Source organism: Streptomyces sp. NPDC086777 (genome assembly GCF_040702065.1).
GTDB lineage: Bacteria > Actinomycetota > Actinomycetes > Streptomycetales > Streptomycetaceae > Streptomyces.
This window is the reverse complement of record NZ_JBFBJI010000012.1, coordinates 94,696-114,430: the sequence shown is the minus strand read 5'-3', so window position 1 is coordinate 114,430 and position 19,735 is coordinate 94,696. Positions and strand designations below refer to the sequence as shown.

The window sequence follows — 19,735 nt, the reverse complement described above, 5'->3', positions numbered from 1 at the left end:
CTGTGACGGTGCGGGACTACGCCGGGGCCCGCTCGTGACCGGTGAGGGCGCCGTGCGCGGTCAGGAAGGAGACGACGGCTTCGGCCGTGCGCGGATCGCGCAGCAGGTCCGTGCGGTCGCACATGAGCCGCAGGCCGTCGCCCGGCGTGTGCGCCGACAGGATCCGCAGGGTCGGGCCGGTGCGGTCAGGCGGCGGTGCGTGGTGGGCGGCCAGCAGATGGGCGAGCCACCGCAGCGCGGAGTCCGTGACCGTCGAGATGAGGTCGTCGACCTCCTCGGTGGCGGCCCCGTCCGCGCGCAGGGCCGCGCCGACGTGGTCCGACAGCCGGGCCCGCGCCGTGGTGAGGAAGGCCTCGGGATCCGGGACCTGCGCGGTCAGGTGCCGCACCTCCCGGGGGTCCGGCCGGACACCGAGCTGGGCCAGGGTGTTGCCGTAGGCGGCCAGGACGGTCGCGGCGGTCACGGGTTCGGCGTCGAAGAGCACCAACGGCGCCGCACGGCCTGCGCGCCCGGCTCCGGCGGCGAGTACGGCGGCCAGCGGAGCCGAAGCGCAGTAGGCCAGCACCGCTCCGGCCGATCCCGGTGGCCGCCCGGCGGACAGCGCGGCCAGGTACCGGCCGGGCGGGAGGGGCGGCGGCGGTACGGCGAGCAGGTCGCGCGGTCCGGGCAGGCCCAGCTCGGCCACCCCGGCCTCCGGACGCTCCCCCGGGTAGTCGAGCACCAGCAGCGGCCCGTCGTGCCCGGAGCCCGCCGCGCTCACCACGGGAACCTCCGACGGGCGAAGGGGTGGCCGGGCAGCGGGGCCCGTGGGCCGGGGCCGTTCAGCGCGGCCCAGTCGAGCGGTGCGCCGCGCCGGTACAGCGCGGCGAGCCCGGCGGGTCCCCAGAGGTACCAGGCGCTGTCGGGCAGCACCCGGCGGCCGAAGTCCCGCAGCACGGGCGTCGGCGCGATCTCCACGAAGTCCCGGGTGCCGGCGGCGCCCAGGGTCCGCAGCGCGGGGTCGAAGAGCACCGGGTACCGGACCTGACGCACCAGACAGTCCGCCTCGGGGACCGTCCCCGCGGGCAGACGCTCTCCGTCGGCCGCGGAGGCCCACGGCATGCGCAACGGATGCCAGTCGAGGTCCCGGGCGTGCTCGGCCAGCCGGTCCAGGACCGGTTCCATGAGGTGGGAGTGGTACGCGGTCGTCATCGGCAGCCGCCGGTGGGGCACCCGGTGCCGGTCGAGCCAGGACTCCGCCCGGTCCATCAGGGCCTCCGGGCCCGACAGGGTGTGCGAGGTGGGCGCGTTGTGGGCCGCGAGGTCGGCCCCTGTCGCCGCCGCCGCGTCGAACGCCACGTCCACGGAAGCACTGATCGCCAGCATCCGCCCGGTTTTGGTGGACCGGGTCAACTCCTCGCGCACGAGTGCGAACCGGACCGCCTCGGCGAGCGGGAGGGCGCCCGCCGTGCACAGTGCCGCCAGTTCGCCGAGGCTGTGCCCGACGACGGCACCGGGCCGTACCCCGGCGGACTCCCACTGCCGGGCGAGCGCGACCTGGAAGACGACCTGGGCTGCCTGGGGCCGGTCCAGGACCTCGCCGAAGGGTTCCACGACGGACCGGAAGACCGGCTCGTCCCGGAGGGCTGCGAAGTCCACCGCACCGGCGCCCTGGCCGCGGAACGCGAACGCCGCAGGACCGAACGCGACCGGACCTTCGCCGTGCCGCGGCTCGTCCCGCCGCGGTGCGGCGAGCGCGGCGTCCAGGGCATCCGCCACCTCGCGGGACGTCCGCCCCGACACCGCCAGACGCGCGGCGGAGCGGGGCGGCCCGGCGTGCAGCCGCCTGGCCACGTCGCCCGCCGGGACGTCGTCGTGCCCGCGCAGCCAGTCGCGGAGCTGCTCGGCCCGGCGCCGCAGCGACGCCTGGTCCGGTGCGGCGAGCGGTACGAGCACCTCCCGCCCCGAGGCGCCCGCGACGGCGGGGGCGGGCGGTTGTTCCAGGACGACGTGCGCGTTGGTGCCGCCGAACCCCAGGGAGCTGACGCCCGCCCTGCGTGGTCCCGGGCCGGCCGGCCACGGTGCCCGTTCGGTGACGGGGAAGAACGGGCTGTCGGACCACGCCAGCCGGGGATCGGGGGCGGTCGTGTTCACCGTGGGCACCAGTTCGCCGTGGCGCAGCATCAGTACGGTCTTGACCAGACCGGCCATGCCCGCGCACGTGTCGAGGTGCCCGACCGACGGCTTGACCGAGCCGAGGCCGGTACGTCCGGTGGGACCCGGCCCGGCGGTCAGCGCCTCGGTGAGGGCCCGGAACTCGATCGGGTCGCCGACGGCGGTACCGGTGCCGTGGGCCTCCAGATAGCCGATCGTGTGCGGCTCGGCGCCGGCACGCGCCAGGGCGTGCCGGGCCGCCGCCGCGTGCCCGCGGACGGACGGGGCCGTGAAACCCGCTTTGGCCCGTCCGTCGTTGGTGACCGCCGACCCCAGGATCACCGCGTGCACGGTGTCGCCGTCGGCCAGTGCCCGCTCCAGCGGCTTGAGGAGGACCGCGGCGACGCCGTCCCCGCCCACGGTGCCGTCGGCGGCGGCGTCGAAGGCGCGCACGACCCCGCTGGGGGACAGGATGTACTCCGGGTCCGGCGGGCCGTCGGGTGCGGGCGTGCGGCGGACGGCCGCGGCACCCGCGAGCGCCAGGTCCGCGTCGCCCGTCAACAGGGCCTGGACCGCCAGGTGCACCGCGACCAGCGAGGTGGAGCAGGCGCTCTGCACGGTCACCGCCGGGCCGGTGAGACCGAGGTGGTAGGCGACCCGGGTGGCCAGGAAGTCCCCCTGGCCGCCGATGAGTTCGGCGACCGCGTCAAGGGGGTCGCCGGTCGCGTCGGCCCGCAGGAAGTACGGAGGCTGCGGACCGTAGAGGTTCATGCCGGACCCCGCGAAGACGCCGATCCGGGTCCCGTCGTCCGGGTCCGGACAGCCGCCGTCCTCCAACGCGTGATAGCAGGTCTCCAGGAGCAACCGGTGCGCCGGATCCGTCCGTTCCGCCTCGCGCGCACTCATTCCGAAGAACGCGGCGTCGAAGGAATCCACGTCGGACAGCGGCTCACCGACCGAGCAGACCCCGGCCCGCAGGTTCCGCCAGAACGCGTCGATGTCCGGCGCGCCGGGGAAGCGGGCGGCCATGCCGATGACGGCCACCCGCCGATCCACGGCCGACGGCGCACCGATCCGGACCGGGGGCCGCGGCTCGGTCCGGACGGTGCCGTCGAGATACCGGGCCAGGGCGGTCACCGTGTAGTGCTCGGTCAGTGCGGCGGCGGGCACGGGCCGGGCGAACTCCCGCTCCAGGCGCACCCGCAGCCGGGTGCCGAGGAGAGAGGTCAGGCCCAGCGCGCGGAAGGGGACGTTCCGCTCGACCGGGCCGCCGCCGAGCAGACCGGAGAGGGCCGCGGCGATGCGCTCCTCGGTGCCCCTCTCCGCGGCGCTCCGCTCCTCGGTGCCGTGTGCCGCGCCGCCGCGCGCCTCGGCGGCGGTCGACCCGACGCCCTGCTTGTCGGTGGCGGTCAAGGCATCGCCCCGCTTGTCGGCGGCGGTCGATGCATCGCCGCGCGTCCTGGTGCCGGTCATCGGACACCCTCGAAACGCCGCGCGAGGGCGCGGATCGTCGGCGCTCTCAGGAACTCGGCCATCGGCACCCGGTCGCCCGTCTCGGTGCGGATCCGCTCCAGCATCCGCACGGCGTTCAGCGAGTTGCCGCCCACCTGGAAGAAGGACACCTCCGCGGGAAGGCTCTCCGCCCCCAGTTCCAGGCACCACAGCCGGTGCACCCGTTCCTCCTCGGGCGTGGCGGGCGGACCGCCGGCCGGCAGCGTCTCGGCGACGCCCGAACTCCGCAGCAGGTCCCGGTCCAGCTTCCCGTTGGCGCCCACCGGGAGCCGGTCCACGGCGAACCAGGCCGCCGGGACGAGGTGACCGGGCAGCGATTCCGCCAGCCCCGCCCGCAGGACGGACACCCAGTCCTCCAGCGGCTCCCGCAGCACCACGTGCGCGACGAGCCGCGGTTCCGGCTCGTGCTCCGCGAGCACCGCCGCCCCGGCCACCTGGGGCAGCGCGCCCAGCGCCGCCTCCGCCTCGCCCGGCTCGACCCGGAACCCGCGGATCTTGACCTGGTCGTCGGTACGCCCGAGATGGTCGAGGGTGCCGTCGCGGTTCCAGCGGACGACATCCCCGGTACGGAACCAGCGCCGGGTTCCGTCGTCCACGAAGCGGCGCGCGGTGAGGGCCTCGTCGCCCGGGTAGCCGTCGGTCACCTGCTCCCCGCCGACCAGCAGCTCTCCGGGCACCCCGGGCGGGACCGGACGGCCGTCGCGGTCCTCGACGCGCAGCAGCACGCCGGTGACGGGGCGTCCGATCGGCGGACTCGGGCCGTCGTCCGGGGTCACCAGATGCTCGGTGACGATGATCGAGGTTTCGGTCGGACCGTACTGGTTGAACAGACGTGTCTGCGGCTGGGCCGCCAGGAACCCGCTGAGCGCGGGCAGCATGCGCAGGGGTTCACCCGCGCAGAAGATCTCCCGCAGCGAGGGCATCGGCCCGGCGCCTCGCAGCAGCGCCGCCAGCGGCGTGCCGGGCAGGCAGAGGCGTTGCACCTCGTGACGCCGTACGATCTCGCCCACGGTCGCCGGGTCGAGACGGTCGGCGTCGTCCAGGAGGACCAGTTCGGCCCCGACGGCGAGCGTCCCGAAGATCTCCTGCACGCTCACGTCGAAGCCGGGGGAGGTCCACTGGAGCGTGCGCAGCGCGGGGTGCGCCTGCGACTGCCAGCGCACCAGCGCGACCGGACCCCGGTGCGGCACCGCGACCGCCCGGGCGCCGCCCGTGGTCCCCGAGGTGAAGATCAGGTAGGCCGTCGAGCCGGGGTCGGTGCCCAGGCCCGGCGAGGTCGCCGGGAAGCCGGGGTCCGCCTGCGGGTCGGTCAGGACGAGCACGGCGCCGCTGTCGCGCACCATGGCGGTGCGCCGGGCCTCGGGCAGCGCCGGATCGATGGGGACGTACGCCGCCCCGCACTTGAGGACCGCCAGCACGGCGGTGATCAGTCCGGCTCCCCGGGGCAGCAGGACGGCCACGGTGCTGCCGGGGGACACCCCTTCGCCGATCAGACGGTGGGCGAGGCGGTTGGCGGCGGCGTCCAGCTCGCCGTACCGGGTCGTGCCGTGCGGGCCCGACAGCGCGACCGCGTCGGGCGTGGCGGACGCCGCCCGCTCGAACAGTTCGTGCAGACAGGCCGGTTCGTCGGCCGCGACGGCCCGGGCCGAGGAACCGTCCTCGGCCCGCTCGGGCTCCGCGTCCCCGGACCCGTCGTGGGACGCCACGAACCGCGCGTCCGCCTCGGTCAGTCCGGCCAGCGCGGACAGGGCGCCCGCCGAGTCGGCGAGTCCCCGGCCGAGCAGCTCCTCGACGTAGCGCAGCAACTGGGCGACCGTCTCCGGGTCGAAGAGGCGCTCGTCGTACTCCACCGTGCACCCCAGGCCGTCCGGGCGCGCCGCGAAGTAGAAGGTCAGGGCGAACGGCGCCTGCGCGCGCGGCACTTGCAGCAGCCGGGCGGACAGACCCCCTCCGCCCAGATCCGCGTCGGCCGTCTGCTCGAACTCCACCAGCACGTCGAACAGCGGGTTGGTACCCGGGACCCGCTCCGGGTTGACCGCCTCCACCACCGCGTCGAGGGGCACGTCCCGGTGCTCCAGCGCCTCCATGACCGCGCCGCGCACCCGCCGTACCAGACCGGCGAAGGACGGGTCGCCCGACAGGTCCAGACGCAGGGCCAGGGTCTCCACGTACATCCCGATCCGGTCCTCGGCGCCCGGCGGGCGGTGGGAGACCGCGGTGCCCAGCACGACGTCGTCGGTGTCGCCGAACCGGCCGAGCACGGAGGCGACCGCGCTCAGCAGCGTGGTGAACGTCGTGGCGCCGACCGAGCGGCCGAAGGCGCGGACGCGCCGGGCGAGCGCGCCGTCGAACTCGTGCGAGAGGGTTGCGCCGAGCGCGGGGCGCGAGACACCGCGCGGCCGGTCGAGGGGCAGCCGCAGCACCGGGGCACCGTCCAGCAGCCTCTTCCAGAACTCCAGACCGTCGCCGGCCGGGGGCGTGTCCGGGACCGGTGCCGGGGAGAGCGGGGGCAGCAGAGCGGCCTCGCCCCGATGGCACGCCGCGAGGTCGCGGAGGAAGACCATGGTCGACTGCGCGTCGAAGACGCTGTGGTGCGCCACCAGATACAGCAGATGGCGGTCGGGACCGAGCACGCCCAGCGCCACCCGCCACAGCGGACCGGTCGTCAGATCGAAGGGGGCCGAACCGTGCGCCGCGTGCAGCGCCGCCACAGCCTCCTCGCGCGTGCGCCCGGTGAGATCGGTGACGGGGCAGTCCGGGGTGAACGGCGGCCCGACGATCTGCCGCAGGACACCGTCCTCCTCCCGGAAAGCGGTGCGCAGCGCCTCCTGGCGGTCCACCACCGCGCGGAGCGCGTCGAGCAGCGCGTCCCGGTCCAGCGGACCCTCCAGCTCCACGGCCTTCGGCTCGTTGTGGACGGCGCGTCCCGGATCCATCCGGTCCATCAGCCACATCCGCCGCTGCTGCGGGGAGGCGGGCGCGGCCACGGCCGGGGACGGCTCGTCCGCGGCGACGGCGGGGGACGGTCCGTCAGGTGCGACGGCAGGCGACGGTTCGTCCTTGAGTACGGCCAGGTGGGGGAGACCCGCCAGCATGTCCGCGGCCGGAAGGCCGAAGTCCACGAACGCGCCCACCTCGTCCACGCCCGCCCGCACCAGCGCGTCCAGCACCGGCCGCACACCGTGCGGGGAGCCGATGAGGGCGCGGGTCGCGCAGTAGCGGTCGTAGGCGCGTTCCAGCAGGAACTCGACGTCGTCGGCCGGGGTCCGGGCGAGGTCCACCTCGACCCCGAGGCTGCGCACCGCGTTGTCGAACAGGGAGAGCGAGGACATCAGATAGGCGCGGAACGGCCCGTACGCCTCCTGCCGTGCCCGCTCGGCGTCGCCGCGCAGATAGGTGTGGACGAGGACGGTGACCCGGCCTTCCCGCGGGTCCAGCCCGCACCGGGCACGCGTGCTCCGGTACAGCGCGATGTTGCGCGCCAGGTCGTCGACGTCCTGCTGCATCAGGTTGGTCACCACGCCGACGTCCTCGCGCGCCGCCCGTTCCCAGCTCGCGGGGCTGGACAGGACGGCCACGGACAGCGGCGGCCGCGACTGCACGGGTGCCGGGAAGAGGGTCACCTCCACGGTGTCGCCGTCGCCGGAGACACCGGTGTGCGGCGCGCCCGACCACAGCCGGCGCACGGTGTCCAGGCGTTCGTACATCAGCTCGCGCCGGTCCTCGAAGTGCTCCGGCGCCAGGACGAAGTCGCCGGAGTGCCAGCCGGACGCCACGCACAGCCCGGCCCGGCCACCGGAGAGGTTGTCGACCATCGCCCACTCCTCGGCCACCCGCACGGGATGGTGCAGGGGCAGCACCACCGAGCCCGCGTGCAGCCGGATGGAGCGGGTGCGCACCGCGAGCGCGGCGGCCAGCACCGCCGGGTTGGGGAACAGCCCGCCGAAGGAGTGGAAGTGACGCTCGGGCACCCACAGGGAGTGGAAGCCGTTGCGGTCGCCGAACTCGGCGGCGGCCAGCAGCGCCTCGTACCGAGCGGGTCCGTCCCCGTGCGGGTAGTCGCCGAAGAAGTACAGGCTGAAGTCGACGGACGCGGCGGCCGGCGAACCGCCGGAGACGTCCGTGTCCGGGGTGAGCCGGGCGGTCACCGAGCGGACGGACAGCTCGTCCTCGAAGAGCGCGCGGACCGGCAGCCGCACCCCGAACCGGTCGTGGACCTTCCGGGTCAGGGCGAGCAGCACCAGCGAGTCCGCCCCCAGCGCGATCAGTGGCCGGTCCGGGTCGACGGAGTCCACCGGCAGCCCGAACACCTCGGCGACGAGGGCGCGCACGGCGGGGAGCGTTGCGTTCACGGGGTGGTTCCTTCCGGGGGCGTCAGGCGCCAGAAGGCACCCAGTCCGTCGATGTCCTCGATCTCCTCGGTCACCCCGTGGCGCTCGCGCCAGTCGTGCACGGCGTCCCGACAGGCCGGGATGTGGTAGTCGTCGACGATCACGAATCCGCCCGGTGACACCTTCGGGTGGAGGAGGTCGAGGGTCTCGACCGTGGAGGTGTACAGGTCGCTGTCGAGCCGGAGCACCGCGAGCTTCCCGATCGGCGCGGCGGGGAGCGTCTCGTGGAACCAGCCCGGCAGGAAGACGACCTGGTCGTCGAGGAGGCCGTACCGTTCGAAGTTCCGCCGCACGGTGTCCAGGTCCACGGCGATGACGTCGTTGTGGGTGTGCGCGGCCAGCGCGCGGTCGGCCGGGTGGGTGTCCGCGTCGGGCAGCGGCATGCCCTGGAAGGAGTCGGCGACCCACACCCGGCGGTCCGTCACGCCGTGGGCGCGCAGCACCGCCCGCATGAGGATGCACGCGCCGCCTCGCCAGACGCCCGTCTCGATCAGGTCGCCCGGCACGCCGTCCGCCAGCACCCGCTCCACGCAGAACTGGAGGTTGTCCAGCCGCCGTCGGCCGATCATCGTGTGGGCCTGGCTGGGCCAGTCGACGCCCAGTCTGCGGTTGAGCGAGTCGTAGACGGTGGAGGGCGCCCAGTCCGCGGGGATCGGCGGATCCTCGTAGATGGTGTTGGACAGCACCTTCTTCATGAGTTCCAGATACAGGTCCAGCGTCCGCGGGCTCATGCGTCCCCCACCGGGTCGGGCGTCTCGGTCAGTCGTCGGGCCAGTTCGCGCACGGTGGGCGCGGACAGGAAGCTGTGCAGGTCGACCCGGGCCGGGTAGCGGGCGCGCAGCCTGGCCAGGACCAGCGCGGCCGACAGGGACGTGCCGCCCAGCGACTGGAACAGCTGGTCCCGTCCGATGTCGGTGTGGCCCAGGACCGCCGACCACACCGAGGCGACGTCCCGCTCCACGGTCCCGGTCGGCGGGTCGCCGACCGCGCCGCGGCCGGCCGGGGAGGGCAGCCGCCCGCGGTCGACCTTCCCGTGCGCGGTGAGCGGGAGCCGGTCCACGGCCTGGATCCGCGCGGGCACCAGATGGGCGGGAAGCGCCGCGGCGAGCCGGGCCCGCAGTCCCGCTGTGTCCCCGGCGACATGAGCCGCCAACTGCGTCTCCCCGGCGACCTGTTCGGCCGTCACCGCGCACTCGCGCACTCCGGGCAGGCCGCCGAGAACCGCCTCCACCTCCGCCGGGTCGACCAGATGGCCGCGGATCTTGACCTGGTGGTCGACCCGCCCGAGGAAGCGCAGCAGTCCGTCAGGATCTCGTGTGACGAGGTCGCCGGTGCGGTAGGCCGTGGCGGTCCGGCCTCCGCCCGCGGTCCGCGTCGAGGCGTCTGTGGTGTGCGTCGAGTCGTCGGCGGTCCGGGCCGGGGCGTCGGCGGTCCGCGTCGAGGCGTCCGTGGTGCGCGTCGAGTCGTCGGCGGTCCGACCCGGGGCGTCGGCGGTCCGCGCCGGGTCGCCGGCGGGGACGAAGCGGCGTGCCGTCTCCGCGGGGTCGTTGAGGTAGCCGTAGCCCACACCCGGACCGGTCAGCCACAGCTCCCCGTCGACGATCCGTGCCCCGAATCCCGGCAGCGGGGTGCCGATCGGCGGCAGGTCCGGCCAGGACGCGGGCGGGCCCGTCAAGGTGTGTGCGACGGCCACATGGGTCTCCGACGGACCGTAGTGGTGGTGCAACCGGCATCCGGGCAGCTCCTCGAAGAAGCGCCTGAGCCCCGGGGTGATCCGGAGTGCCTCGCCCGCCACCGCCACCTGCCGCAGCGAGCGCGGGACCGTACCGGTGTACGACGCGACCGCGGCGAGCCGGTCCAGCACGACCGGCGGCACGAACAGCCGCTCGATCCGCCAGGCCTCCAGCAGTTCGGCCAGCCGCACCAGGTCCCGGCGTTCCTCCTCGGCGGGCAGCCGCAGTACCCCGCCGCTGCACAGCGCCGTGAACACCTCCTGCACGAACACGTCGAAGCCCAGCGGGGCGAACTGAAGGGTGCGCAGCGGCCTGCGCGAGGTGCTCGCCAGGGTCCAGTCGATCAGCGTGTCGACGGCCCGGTGGGGCATCCCCACCGCCTTCGGCCGTCCCGTGGAGCCGGAGGTGAACACCACGTACGCCAGCCCCTCCAGGGGCGGGCCGGGGTGTCCGGGACGCAGTTCAAGACCCGGGGCGACCACGAACCGGGCCCCGCTGTCGCGGTGGATCCGCCGGATCCGGGACGGGGGGTAGCCCGGGTCCACGACACAGAACGCGCCGCCCGCCCGCAGCGTCGCCAGGACGGCGACGAGCAGCTCGGCGGTGCGGCCCGTGCCGACGACCACGACCTCGCCGGGCCGCAGCCCCCGCGACGTCATGCTTGCGGCCAGCAGTCCCGCCCGCTCCCACAGCGCACCGCGGGTCAGGACGCCGTCCGCCGACTCCACCGCGGTGGCCTCGGGACGGGACCGTGCCCGCTCCTCCACCAGCTCAAGAACGCGTGATTTCACCTGCGTCTCCTCCAGGACAGGACACCTCGGGCCGCTGCCGGAGCCCGGCGGGGCCAGGACCCCCACTGCGCCAGCAGTGCACCAGAGCGGTGTTCCGGGTTCCGGGCCGAGCGGGTTCCGGCCCGGTGTCCGGCCGTTTCCGGCGCTGCCCGCCCGCGCGGGGCGGCGGCGACGCCGGGAGGTGAACGGCGCCGGGGCGCCGCGCTGTCGGAGGGAAACGCGAGAGGAGTGACCGGCTGGGGGACGCGGGAGAGCAGGGACGGTGATGGCCCGCAGGCCGTGGGCCGGCGTGCTGCGGACTGCCCGGAGGCCGCGGGCCGGGATGACTGCGACCGTCGAGGGACCGCGGGCCGGGGTGACTGCGACCGTCCAGGGACCGCGGGCCGGCGCCGCGACGACCGCCGAGCGTGGGGCGGGGGACCGGTGCCGCGTCGAACGGCGGCGTTCCCGCACCGTGCCCTCCGCGTTCCGGGGCCCGCTCGGCGGAGCCCCCCGGCGGAATCCCGACGGAGGGTCGCCCGGTACCGCCCCCACCTAGCGTGACGGCGTCAAGGCGACGCGGACCAGCCGGTCCGGGCCAGCGGGTCCGGGGGCACCGCGTGGCGTGCAGCAGACGGCCGTGGGCGAGGTGGGACCGGGTGGCGGGCATCGCGGGATGGACCGACGGACAGCGTGATCTGACACGCGCGGACGCTGAGGTGACCGGGATGCTCACCGGCCTGCGGGTCCGGGCCCCGCACGACGGCGGCACCTGGAGCGAACCGCGTGCCGCGCTCGTCCAGCGCGGCGACCCCGTCCGGCGCGGGCCCGCCGCCCCGGCCACCGTCCGCGAGGACGGCCGGACCGTCGCGGTCGCCGTGTGCGACGGCCATCTGCGCAACGCCGCGGCCCTGTGGGACGCGCTCGGCGCCGGCCGCCAGCCCGGTCCGCACCCGCCCTCCGCCTCGGAGGTGATCGCGCGGGCCTACCTGCGCTGGGGCACGGGACTGGCCGAACGGCTCGAAGGACTCTGCTCGTTCGCCGTCTGGGACACCCGGTCCGGTGACCTCGTGCTGGGCCGGGACCGGTTCGGCGTCCGTCCCCTGAGCTGGATCCGCACGCCCGGCGGCGTGGTCTTCGCCTCCGATGTCGCCGTCGTGACCGCGCACCCCATGGTCAGCCCCGAGGCCGACGCCGACGCCCTGTGCGCCCTGCTCACCCTGATGCGCGAGGACGGCCGCGGCGCCCTGAGCGGCGTCAACGAGGTCCCGCCCGCCACCGTGCTCCGATTCACCCCGGACGGCACGATCCGCGCCCGCGCCTACTGGTCCCTGGAGGCCCACGAACACGTCCTCGACGCGGACGCCACGGCCAAGGAGGCCGACCGGCTGCTGCGGGCCTCGGTCGCCGCAGACATCGAGGACGACGACACGGCCGTGCTCCTCTCCGGTGGGCTGGACTCCAGCGTGCTCGCCGGACTGGTCGCCACCGGGACCGGGCGCCGGCCGGTCACGGGCACCGTGTCCTTCGCCCGCACCACCTCCCGCATCCCCGACCGCCCCTTCATCGAGGACGTCGTCCGCTTCTGGGACTGCGACCACGAGGACGTCGTCGTCGACATCGACCATGTCCTCGACCCCGCGACCCGCGAAGAGGTGCTCGCCGCGAAGGACTACCCGACCCCCTGGGGCGACAAGAACGTCACCCCGTACCTGCTCAGCCGCTCCCTCGCCGTGCACTCCGCCGTCGGGCTCTCCGGCGAGGCCGCCGACACCATGTTCGGCGGCCTCTACGGCGACCTCGACGGCGTGCCCGAACTGACCACCTTCCCGTGGCTGGAACAGGCCCGCCGGTTCGGCGTCGCCCACGGCATCGGCACCGGTCTGTTCCACCCCGACCTGCTGCGCGTCCTCGACGTCGACGGATACCTGGAACGCGTGTTCCGCACCGCGCTCGATCGCGTCCCCGTCCTCCCGGACGACTCACCGGGCCGCCGCACCGTGCGGCAGATCGACCATCTGACCGTCACCCGGCTGCTGGAACAGACGATGCTGCACACCGAACGACTCGGCGCCGCCGCCGGGGTCCAGATGCGGTTCCCGTTCGCCGACCACGCGCTCTACACGTTCATGTACAACGTCCCGGTCGCGATGAAGTTCACCGGCGGACGCACCAAGAGCATTCTGCGCGACCTGGCCCGCGACCTCGTGCCGCCCTCCGTCCTGGAACGTCGGAAGTCCACCTTCCCCGCCCTCTACGACGACCGGTACAAGGCCTTCGTCACCCGCCGACTGCGCGACCTGCTCGACGACCCGTCGGCACCCGTGCACGCCGTCACGGACCTCGGCGCCGCCGCCCGGGTGGCCGACGACCCCCGGCTCCTCGACCGGGGCGGGTGGTTCGGGCGCGCGGACGTGGAGATGCTCCTCCAACTCGACGCCTGGCTGCGCCGCCACCGGGTACGGCTGCGGATCTGACCGGGCCGCCCCCTCCGCGGGCGAGGACGCCCCACGCGTCCGGCGCCCCTCATCACGACACCATCACGTGTGGAACCCGGGAGACGACCTTCGATGAACACCACCCCGCACACCACCCCGCACACCACCCCGATCACCACCTCACTCACGTCCCCGCACACCACCCCGCACAGCGTGCCCCTTTCCGTGGGGCAGGAGGCCATGAAGGTGGCCTGGCAGATCGATCCGCGGCAGTGGACCAACATCATCCCCGTCCCGCTCGCCGTCGACGGCGACCTCGATCCCGCCCGACTCCGCCACGCGGTCGACCGCCTGGGCACGGCGTTCCCCCAGCTCAGGGGGCGTGTGACGGGCAGCCCAGGCCGCCACCGGCTGGACTGGGGCGACGCCCCGCCGATCCCCGTCACCGAGATCACCTCGCACCTCGCCCGCGACGAGGCCGTACGCCTGGCCTGGCAGAGCCCGTTCGACCTGCGCACCGGCCCGCTGGCCCGGGTCCAGCTCCTCACCGGCCCCGACTGGAAGGTCCTGCTGCTGACGTTCCACCACATCGTGGCCGACGGCGCGTCCGTGCTGCTCCTGCTGGAGGCCCTGCGCCAGGCGTACGCAGGGGAACCGGTCGACGTGCCCGGCGACCCCCGCGCCCTCCAGGCGCACGCCCTGCGCTCGGTCCGGCTCGCGGAGGACACCGACGGCGAACGCCACCGGGCCTACTGGGCCGCCGAGCTGGGCACCGGGATCACCCCCCTCACCCTCCCGGCCACCCCCGCCGACCCGCCCCGCCCCGCCATGCTCAGCGACGTCCTGCCCGACGACCTGGTCTCCGGACTGCGCCACCGCGCCGAGACCTCCGGCGTCTCCTACGTCACCACCCTGATGGCGGGCTACTACGCCCTGCTGCGCCGTCACACCGGTGCCCAGGACGTCCTGTCGTTCCTGCCCTTCCACGGCCGCACCCTGGAGGAGACCCGGCAGCAGGTCGGCTATTTCGTCAACCTGCTCCCGGTGCGCGCCCAGGTGAGCGCGACCGACACCTACACGGACGTGATGCGCCGGCTCCGCGGACGGGTCAAGAGCGCCCTCGCCCACGGCGACCTGCCGCTGCCGACGATCATGCGCAGCGCCGGGCTGGTGGGCCCGCAGGCCCGCGAACTGACCCACCGCAGCATCTTCCAGTACTGGCACGCGGGCCTGCGCGACGGCCTGGACGTCATGGACCTGCGGCTGGACGCGCCCGGCTGCCACGCGGTGCTCAGCCTCCAGGACATCGAGAGCACCGCCGGTTTCACCCTGGCCGTCATGGTCCGCGAGGACAGCGCCGGCACCCATGTGCTGTGGAAGGACCCCGTCGGAGCCCTGGGAGAGCCCCTGCTCAAGGCCCTGGCCGCCGATTACCAGGACATCCTCTGGACCGTCGCCGACGACCCCGACACCCCGGTGGCCGGGATCCTCTCGAACCCGGCCTCCGATGCCGTGTCCGGCACCGGCCCGGCCGACCCCGCGCACACCGACGACGATGCCCTCGCCACCATGATCGGACTGTGGCAGGACGTCCTCGGCATCGACGACGTCCGGCCCGAGGACAGCTTCTTCGAACTGGGCGGCCACTCGCTCCTCGCCGAGAGCCTGATCATCGAGGTCTCCCGCCGGTTCGGCCGCGAGGTGGACCTGAGCGTGCTGTTCAGCCGGCCGCGCCTGGCGGAGTTCACCGAACACGTGGTCGGACCGCGCCCGTGAGCGGCACCGGCACCGCCCCCGACACCAGCGCCGCCCGCGGCGCCGGCCTGTGGCGCCACCCGGCGCTGCGGGCCGTGCTCGCCGCGGAGTGCGTGTCGATGCTCGGCAGCTCGCTGACCGTCGTCGCCGTGCCGTGGCTGATGCTCACCCGGACCGGATCGGCCGGTGCCATGGGCGTGGTGATGGCCGCTCAGATGGCCGGGACCACCCTGATCGGCACCCTGGGCGCCTCCTGGACCGGTCGCGCGGGACCCCGTCGCGTGATGCTGCTGGGCGACGGCTACCGCGGGGTACTGATCGCGCTCGTCCCGCTCCTGGCCTCGGCGGGAACCCTCGCGGTGCCCCTGACCGCCGCGGCGATGTTCGTCTTCGGCGCCGCGATGGCGCCCTACTCCGCAGCCCAGCAGGCCACGCTCACGGACGTCGTCGGCGAGGACGGGACACTCCTGAGCCGGGCCACCGCCGCCCTCCAGGGCGCCATGCGGCTCAGCATGACGCTCGGACCGCCCCTCGCCGGCGTCCTGGTCGCCCTGTGCGGCCCGGTCCCCGTGATCCTCGCCGACGCCGTCAGCTTCGCCCTGTCGCTGCTGGTGCTCCGCCGCTTCCTCCCCCCGGCCGTCCCGTCGCCGCCCCCTCCCTCGCGGCTGGGCCTGGCGGGCGTACGCGCCCTGCTCGCCGATCCCCTCACCGCCACCTGGTCGCTCGCCCTCGTCTGTTCCGAGTTCGCCTGGCAGGGCCTGTTCGCGGCCCTGCCGGTCATTGCCCTGGAGTTCGGCGAACGCGGGCCCACGGTCGCCGGAGCGCTGTCCGGTGCCTTCGGCGCCGCCGCCCTCACCGGAACCCTGCTCGTCGGCCCCCTGCTGCGGCACCTGTCCGCACCGGTGCTCGCGGTCGGCGGCCGGGTGCTCCTCGCTCTCTGCTTCCTGGTCCTGCCGCTGCAGCTCGGGATCACCGCCGTGTTCGGCTGCCTGGTCCTCGCCGGACTCTTCAACGGCGTCTCCAGCGCGCCGGTCGCCGCGGTACGCGCGCTGCGCCTGCCGGGCGCCGTCCGGCCCGAGGCGCTCACCGTGGCCACCGCCGTCGCCCTGGCCGGGGGTACCTGCGGACTGCTGGTCAGCGGCACGACGATCCGGGCGGAGGGAACCCGAACGCTCTTCGTCGTGCTGGCCCTGGCCCAGGTGGCGGCGGCCTTCCTGCACCTCGCGGGCTTCGCCGCGGACCGCCGTTCCACCGGTGCGGGACCCCGGACGCCTGCTCCGGGTCCGGTGCCCGACCACGACGGCGCCGACCCGATCGCGAACCCCGGGCCACCGCTGCGCGGGCAGGCGCCGGGCCGGTCGGCGCTCGCGGCCGGTGACGGCGTACCGCTCGCGCAGCCCCGCGATTCCTGAGGAGTTCCGTTGACCGCCCAACCCGCAGAGGTCCCGTCCGGCGCCCCCGCCGAGGTCCTGTCCGAAGCGTCCGACGAGGCCCCGTCCGGCGCCCCCGCCGAGGCCCCGCCCGGCCTCTGGCGCGGCGTCCCGCACCGGATGAGCATCGGCCTGCGCCACCAGCTCCGTGACGACGGTTCCCTGCCGTCGGAGAATCTGACCTGCTTCCTCTTCGCATTCCCCGGCGTCGACATCGACGTGCCCCGCCTGGAGGGGGCGCTGGCGCGTGCCGTGGTCCTCAACCCCGCGCTCGCGCACCGCTACCGGGTCGACCCCGACCACGGACCCCAGTACCGCGAGACGGACTGGCGTCCGCGGGTGGTCGTCGTCGAGCCGGTCGCCGCCGACCGGGAGTCCACCCGGGCGACCGCCCGCCGTCTCGCGGACGCCGAGATGACCAGGCCCTTCGACCTGCGCGACGGGCGCCTGCTGCGGGTCACCCTGGTGCGGCACCCGGGCGGCGAGGGCTGCGTCCTGGTCGTCACGGCCGATCACACGGTCTGCGACGGGATCTCCTACGCCCGTTTCCTCGACGACCTGTCCGCCGCGTACCGCGACGGTGCCACGACCGGAACCGACCGCGCCCGGCCCCGTGCCTCGCTGGCCCGGGTCGCCGCCGCCGAACGCCGTGCCCTGGCCGGCGCGGCCCGCGACGAACTCTGCGACGCGTGGCGCCGACGCCTGCCCGACGGCATCCCCGACATGGTGCTGGCCCGGCCCCTGTCCTGGACCGAGTGCACCCGGGAGGGCGAGCAGGCCGCCACCGTCCTCACCGGCGCCGCCTACGCACGACACGTCCGGCAGGCCGCCGAACTGTCGGTGTCCAGCTTCATGCTGGCCACCGCCAAGCTGCTGCACGCGATGCGCCCCAGTGTGCTGGGTCCCGGCCTCTCCTTCTTCTCCCCGCTGCCCGGACGCTTCGTGCCCGCCGCCCGGGACGTGCTCGGCAACTTCGTCAGCGTCCTGCCCGTCACGGTGCGGGAACCGCGGTCCGCCGACCTGACCGCCATGGCCGAAGCGGTCCGCGAGAGCGTGCTGTGGACCCTGCGCCACCAGGGCGTCCCCTTCGACGTGATCCGGGACGCGGTGGGCAACGGCGACGCCGGGAACGGGGAGTTCGCCTACCAACGCCGCTCGGTCTTCATCTCGGGCAACCCCGTCATGCGCCTGGAACTGGAAGGCGTGCGCGGGCAGTTGAGCGTCCCCACGCTGTCCGACGCCATGTTCGACCTCAGCCTGTGGATCTCGGACACCGGCGACGAACTCCGCTGCAGCGGCGTGTTCCGCAAGCGCCTCCTGGACCGTTCCCTCGTGGAGACCTGGCTCGCCGCCCTGGGCTGAGCCGGGATCAGGAGCCCCCGTGGTGCGCTCCCGGTGGCCCGGTGCGACAGGGCCGCGCCCCACGCCGTACCCATCGCTTTCCCTGCGTCCCGCGCACCGGGCGGTGGCCACGGAACGAACGGCAACGGAACGGGAATCGGCGGGTGCCAGGCTGCGATCAGTCGAACGGCCGCCGGAGCGAGGACCAGCCGCCCGGTCGCCGGCGACCCCCCTTCCCCGATCCCGTCCCTGACGGGCGTGCGCGAAAAACTGGAGGTCCACGGTATGTCGAAAGTCGATTCACGCCCGCCGCAGGGGCCGCTCGCCGAGGCTCTGCCGCGCTACCTGCGGATCCTGGACGACCCGCTGTACACCTCCCTGGTCGACCTCCAGGACCTGGTGAACTACGAGACCGCCGCGTTCTGGCGGGCCCGGCAGGTCAAGGCGCTCCACCTGCCCGTCACCACCTCCTCCATCTCCTCGCCGATGGGCCTGGGCAGCGACTCGCTGCCGGTCCAGGTGGACCTCTTCGGCGTCCCCACCTACCTCGCCGACTCCATGCAGTTCCTCCTGGAGTACGGCTGCCGCATCGCCGACCAGGGCTGCTACTACCTCATGCCGAGCTTCCGCGGCGAGGAGACCGATGCCACGCACCTCAGCCAGTTCTTCCACAGCGAGGCCGAGATCCCCGGCGGCCTCGACGACGTGATCGCGGTGGCCGACGCCTACCTGCGCCACCTCACGGAGGCCGTCCTGCGCGAGCTGGAGGGCCCCGTCGCCCGGATCGCCGGCGGCATCGAGCACCTCACCGACTTCCTCGCCAAGCCGACCGCCCGGATCACCTTCGACGAGGCCGTGACCGCCCTCGGCGGCGACCCGGAGTACTTCGAGTTCCACGACCAGTGGCGCACCATCACCAGGGCGGGGGAGCGCCGGCTCATGGAACTGCACGGTCCCGCCGTGTGGCTCACCCACTTCGACCACCTCTCCGTCCCCTTCTACCAGGCCACCGACGCCACCGGCGCCAAGGCCCTCAACGCCGACCTGCTCATCGGACCCGGCGAGGTCGTCGGCTGCGGCGAACGGCACACCGACGCCGCCCACGCCCTCGGCGCGCTCGCCGCACACGGCGTCTCGCCCGACGACTACGACTGGTACCTGCGGATGAAGCAGGAGAAGCCCCTGCACACCAGCGGCTTCGGCATGGGCGTGGAGCGCTTCTTCATGTGGGTCCTGCGCCACACCGACGTACGCGACCTGCAGCTCCTGGAGCGCGCCAACGGCCTCCCCGCCACCCCCTGACCCCTCCGGCTCCACCTCTCGGCCCGGATATCTCCCACCCCTCTCACAAGGAGCACCTCATGAACCTCGGCGACCTGACCGCCCAGCAGATCCGCGCGATGAACTACAACGAGCTGATCTCCGTCGTGCGCGAGACCAACCGCCCGCCCGGCGGCGTGAAGACCATCTCCCACCTGGCCGTCGGAGCCCACCTCGACAAGGACAGCCACGTCCTGGAGATCGGCACCAGCACCGGTATCACGGCCATCGAGCTGGCCCGTCTGGTGGGCTGCCGGGTCACCGCCATCGACATCAACGAGCGCAGCATCGCCGAGGCCAGGCGCCGCGCCGAGAGCCTCGGCGTGGCCCACCTGATCACCTTCGAGGTCAACGACGCCACCGCGACCGGCTACCCCGACGACACCTTCGACCTGGTCTTCTGCGGCAACGTCACCTCCCTCATCCCGGACCGCGCCAAGGCGCTCGCCGAGTACTCCCGGGTGGTCAAGCCGGGCGGGTTCATCGCCGCCATCCCGATGTACTACGTCAAGCAGCCCTCCGAGCAGCTGCTCGCCGACGTCACCGCCGCCATCCAGGTCACGGTGGAGCCCCTGGAGGAGTCCTACTGGCTGGACTTCTTCCTCGGCGACGGCCGCATCCCGTTCTCCCGCGAGCAGTACACCTTCGACTGGATCTCCGACGAGGTCGTCGAGTCCTTCATCCAGGACATCCTCGCCCGTCCGCACCTCGACGAGCTGAGCGCCGAGGCCCGGGAGGTGCTGGCCGAGCAGTACGCCGTCTACATGAGGCTCTTCCGCGACAACCTCGCGCAGATGGGCTACACGGAGCTCCTGGTGCGCTGCGAGGCGGACGAGCTCGGCGAGCCGGAGCTGTTCGACTCCAGCCCGGTCCTCCCGCGGCCCTGACCCCCGCCCCGCACCGGATCCCCCG

At 74.2% G+C, this 19,735-nt stretch carries 11 protein-coding genes; 6 read left to right on the top strand and 5 right to left on the bottom strand.

Annotated features, from left to right (window positions below; translation table 11 throughout):
• Window positions 1-16: 16 nt before the first annotated feature.
• Genes AB0472_RS18830 through AB0472_RS18810 form a run of 5 tightly spaced genes read right to left on the bottom strand, consistent with a single transcriptional unit; the run spans window position 17 to window position 10,560 of the window.
• A complete protein-coding gene (locus tag AB0472_RS18830; protein WP_366357576.1) occupies window positions 17-763 on the bottom strand; it encodes a hypothetical protein in 747 nt (248 codons plus the stop codon).
• Window positions 757-3,606: a beta-ketoacyl synthase N-terminal-like domain-containing protein gene (locus tag AB0472_RS18825; RefSeq protein ID WP_366357575.1), complete on the bottom strand. Its 2,850-nt coding sequence runs from the start codon at window positions 3,604-3,606 to the stop codon at window positions 757-759. Before AB0472_RS18825 ends, AB0472_RS18830 begins: the two co-directional genes overlap by 7 nt.
• Window positions 3,603-7,997, bottom strand: a complete 4,395-nt coding sequence (locus AB0472_RS18820; RefSeq protein ID WP_366357574.1) for a MupA/Atu3671 family FMN-dependent luciferase-like monooxygenase — start codon at window positions 7,995-7,997, stop codon at window positions 3,603-3,605. Before AB0472_RS18820 ends, AB0472_RS18825 begins: the two co-directional genes overlap by 4 nt.
• Complete coding sequence (locus AB0472_RS18815; protein WP_366357573.1) at window positions 7,994-8,767, bottom strand: TylF/MycF family methyltransferase; 774 nt, start codon at window positions 8,765-8,767, stop codon at window positions 7,994-7,996. The genes AB0472_RS18820 and AB0472_RS18815 overlap by 4 nt, the downstream gene beginning before the upstream one ends.
• On the bottom strand, window positions 8,764-10,560 hold the full coding sequence (locus AB0472_RS18810; RefSeq protein ID WP_366357572.1) for a non-ribosomal peptide synthetase: 1,797 nt from the start codon (window positions 10,558-10,560) through the stop codon (window positions 8,764-8,766). The genes AB0472_RS18815 and AB0472_RS18810 overlap by 4 nt, the downstream gene beginning before the upstream one ends.
• A gap of 638 nt (window positions 10,561-11,198) precedes the next feature.
• On the opposite strand from AB0472_RS18810, the gene AB0472_RS18805 reads away from it, so the two are divergent.
• The 6 genes from AB0472_RS18805 (at window position 11,199) to AB0472_RS18780 (ending at window position 19,710) form a co-directional block, all read left to right on the top strand.
• Window positions 11,199-13,016: an asparagine synthase-related protein gene (locus AB0472_RS18805; RefSeq protein ID WP_366357571.1), complete on the top strand. Its 1,818-nt coding sequence runs from the start codon at window positions 11,199-11,201 to the stop codon at window positions 13,014-13,016.
• A gap of 93 nt (window positions 13,017-13,109) precedes the next feature.
• Entirely contained in the window at window positions 13,110-14,753 is a 1,644-nt protein-coding gene (locus AB0472_RS18800; protein WP_366357570.1) for a condensation domain-containing protein, read from the top strand.
• The gene (locus AB0472_RS18795) at window positions 14,750-16,144 is read left to right on the top strand and encodes an MFS transporter (RefSeq protein WP_366357569.1); all 1,395 of its coding nucleotides are present in this window, start codon (window positions 14,750-14,752) and stop codon (window positions 16,142-16,144) included. Before AB0472_RS18800 ends, AB0472_RS18795 begins: the two co-directional genes overlap by 4 nt.
• A gap of 9 nt (window positions 16,145-16,153) precedes the next feature.
• Window positions 16,154-17,524 carry a condensation domain-containing protein gene (locus tag AB0472_RS18790; RefSeq protein ID WP_366357568.1) on the top strand — a complete coding sequence of 457 codons (1,371 nt, stop codon included), beginning with the start codon at window positions 16,154-16,156 and terminating at the stop codon, window positions 17,522-17,524.
• Between the two features lie 264 nt (window positions 17,525-17,788).
• On the top strand, window positions 17,789-18,805 hold the full coding sequence (locus AB0472_RS18785; RefSeq protein ID WP_366357567.1) for an amino acid--tRNA ligase-related protein: 1,017 nt from the start codon (window positions 17,789-17,791) through the stop codon (window positions 18,803-18,805).
• 59 nt (window positions 18,806-18,864) lie between these two features.
• Window positions 18,865-19,710, top strand: coding sequence for a class I SAM-dependent methyltransferase (locus AB0472_RS18780; RefSeq protein WP_366357566.1), 846 nt, complete (start codon window positions 18,865-18,867; stop codon window positions 19,708-19,710).
• The last annotated feature ends 25 nt before the right edge of the window (window positions 19,711-19,735 follow it).

What these genes read in the sequence shown, in the direction of transcription:
- AB0472_RS18825 (WP_366357575.1), bottom strand. Translation starts at nt 3,606, where the DNA reads ATGACCGGCACCAGGACGCGCGGCGATGCATCGACCGCCGCCGACAAG.
- AB0472_RS18815 (WP_366357573.1), bottom strand. Translation starts at nt 8,767, where the DNA reads ATGAGCCCGCGGACGCTGGACCTGTATCTGGAACTCATGAAGAAGGTG.
- AB0472_RS18800 (WP_366357570.1), top strand. Translation starts at nt 13,110, where the DNA reads ATGAACACCACCCCGCACACCACCCCGCACACCACCCCGATCACCACC.
- AB0472_RS18785 (WP_366357567.1), top strand. Translation starts at nt 17,789, where the DNA reads ATGTCGAAAGTCGATTCACGCCCGCCGCAGGGGCCGCTCGCCGAGGCT.
- AB0472_RS18780 (WP_366357566.1), top strand. Translation starts at nt 18,865, where the DNA reads ATGAACCTCGGCGACCTGACCGCCCAGCAGATCCGCGCGATGAACTAC.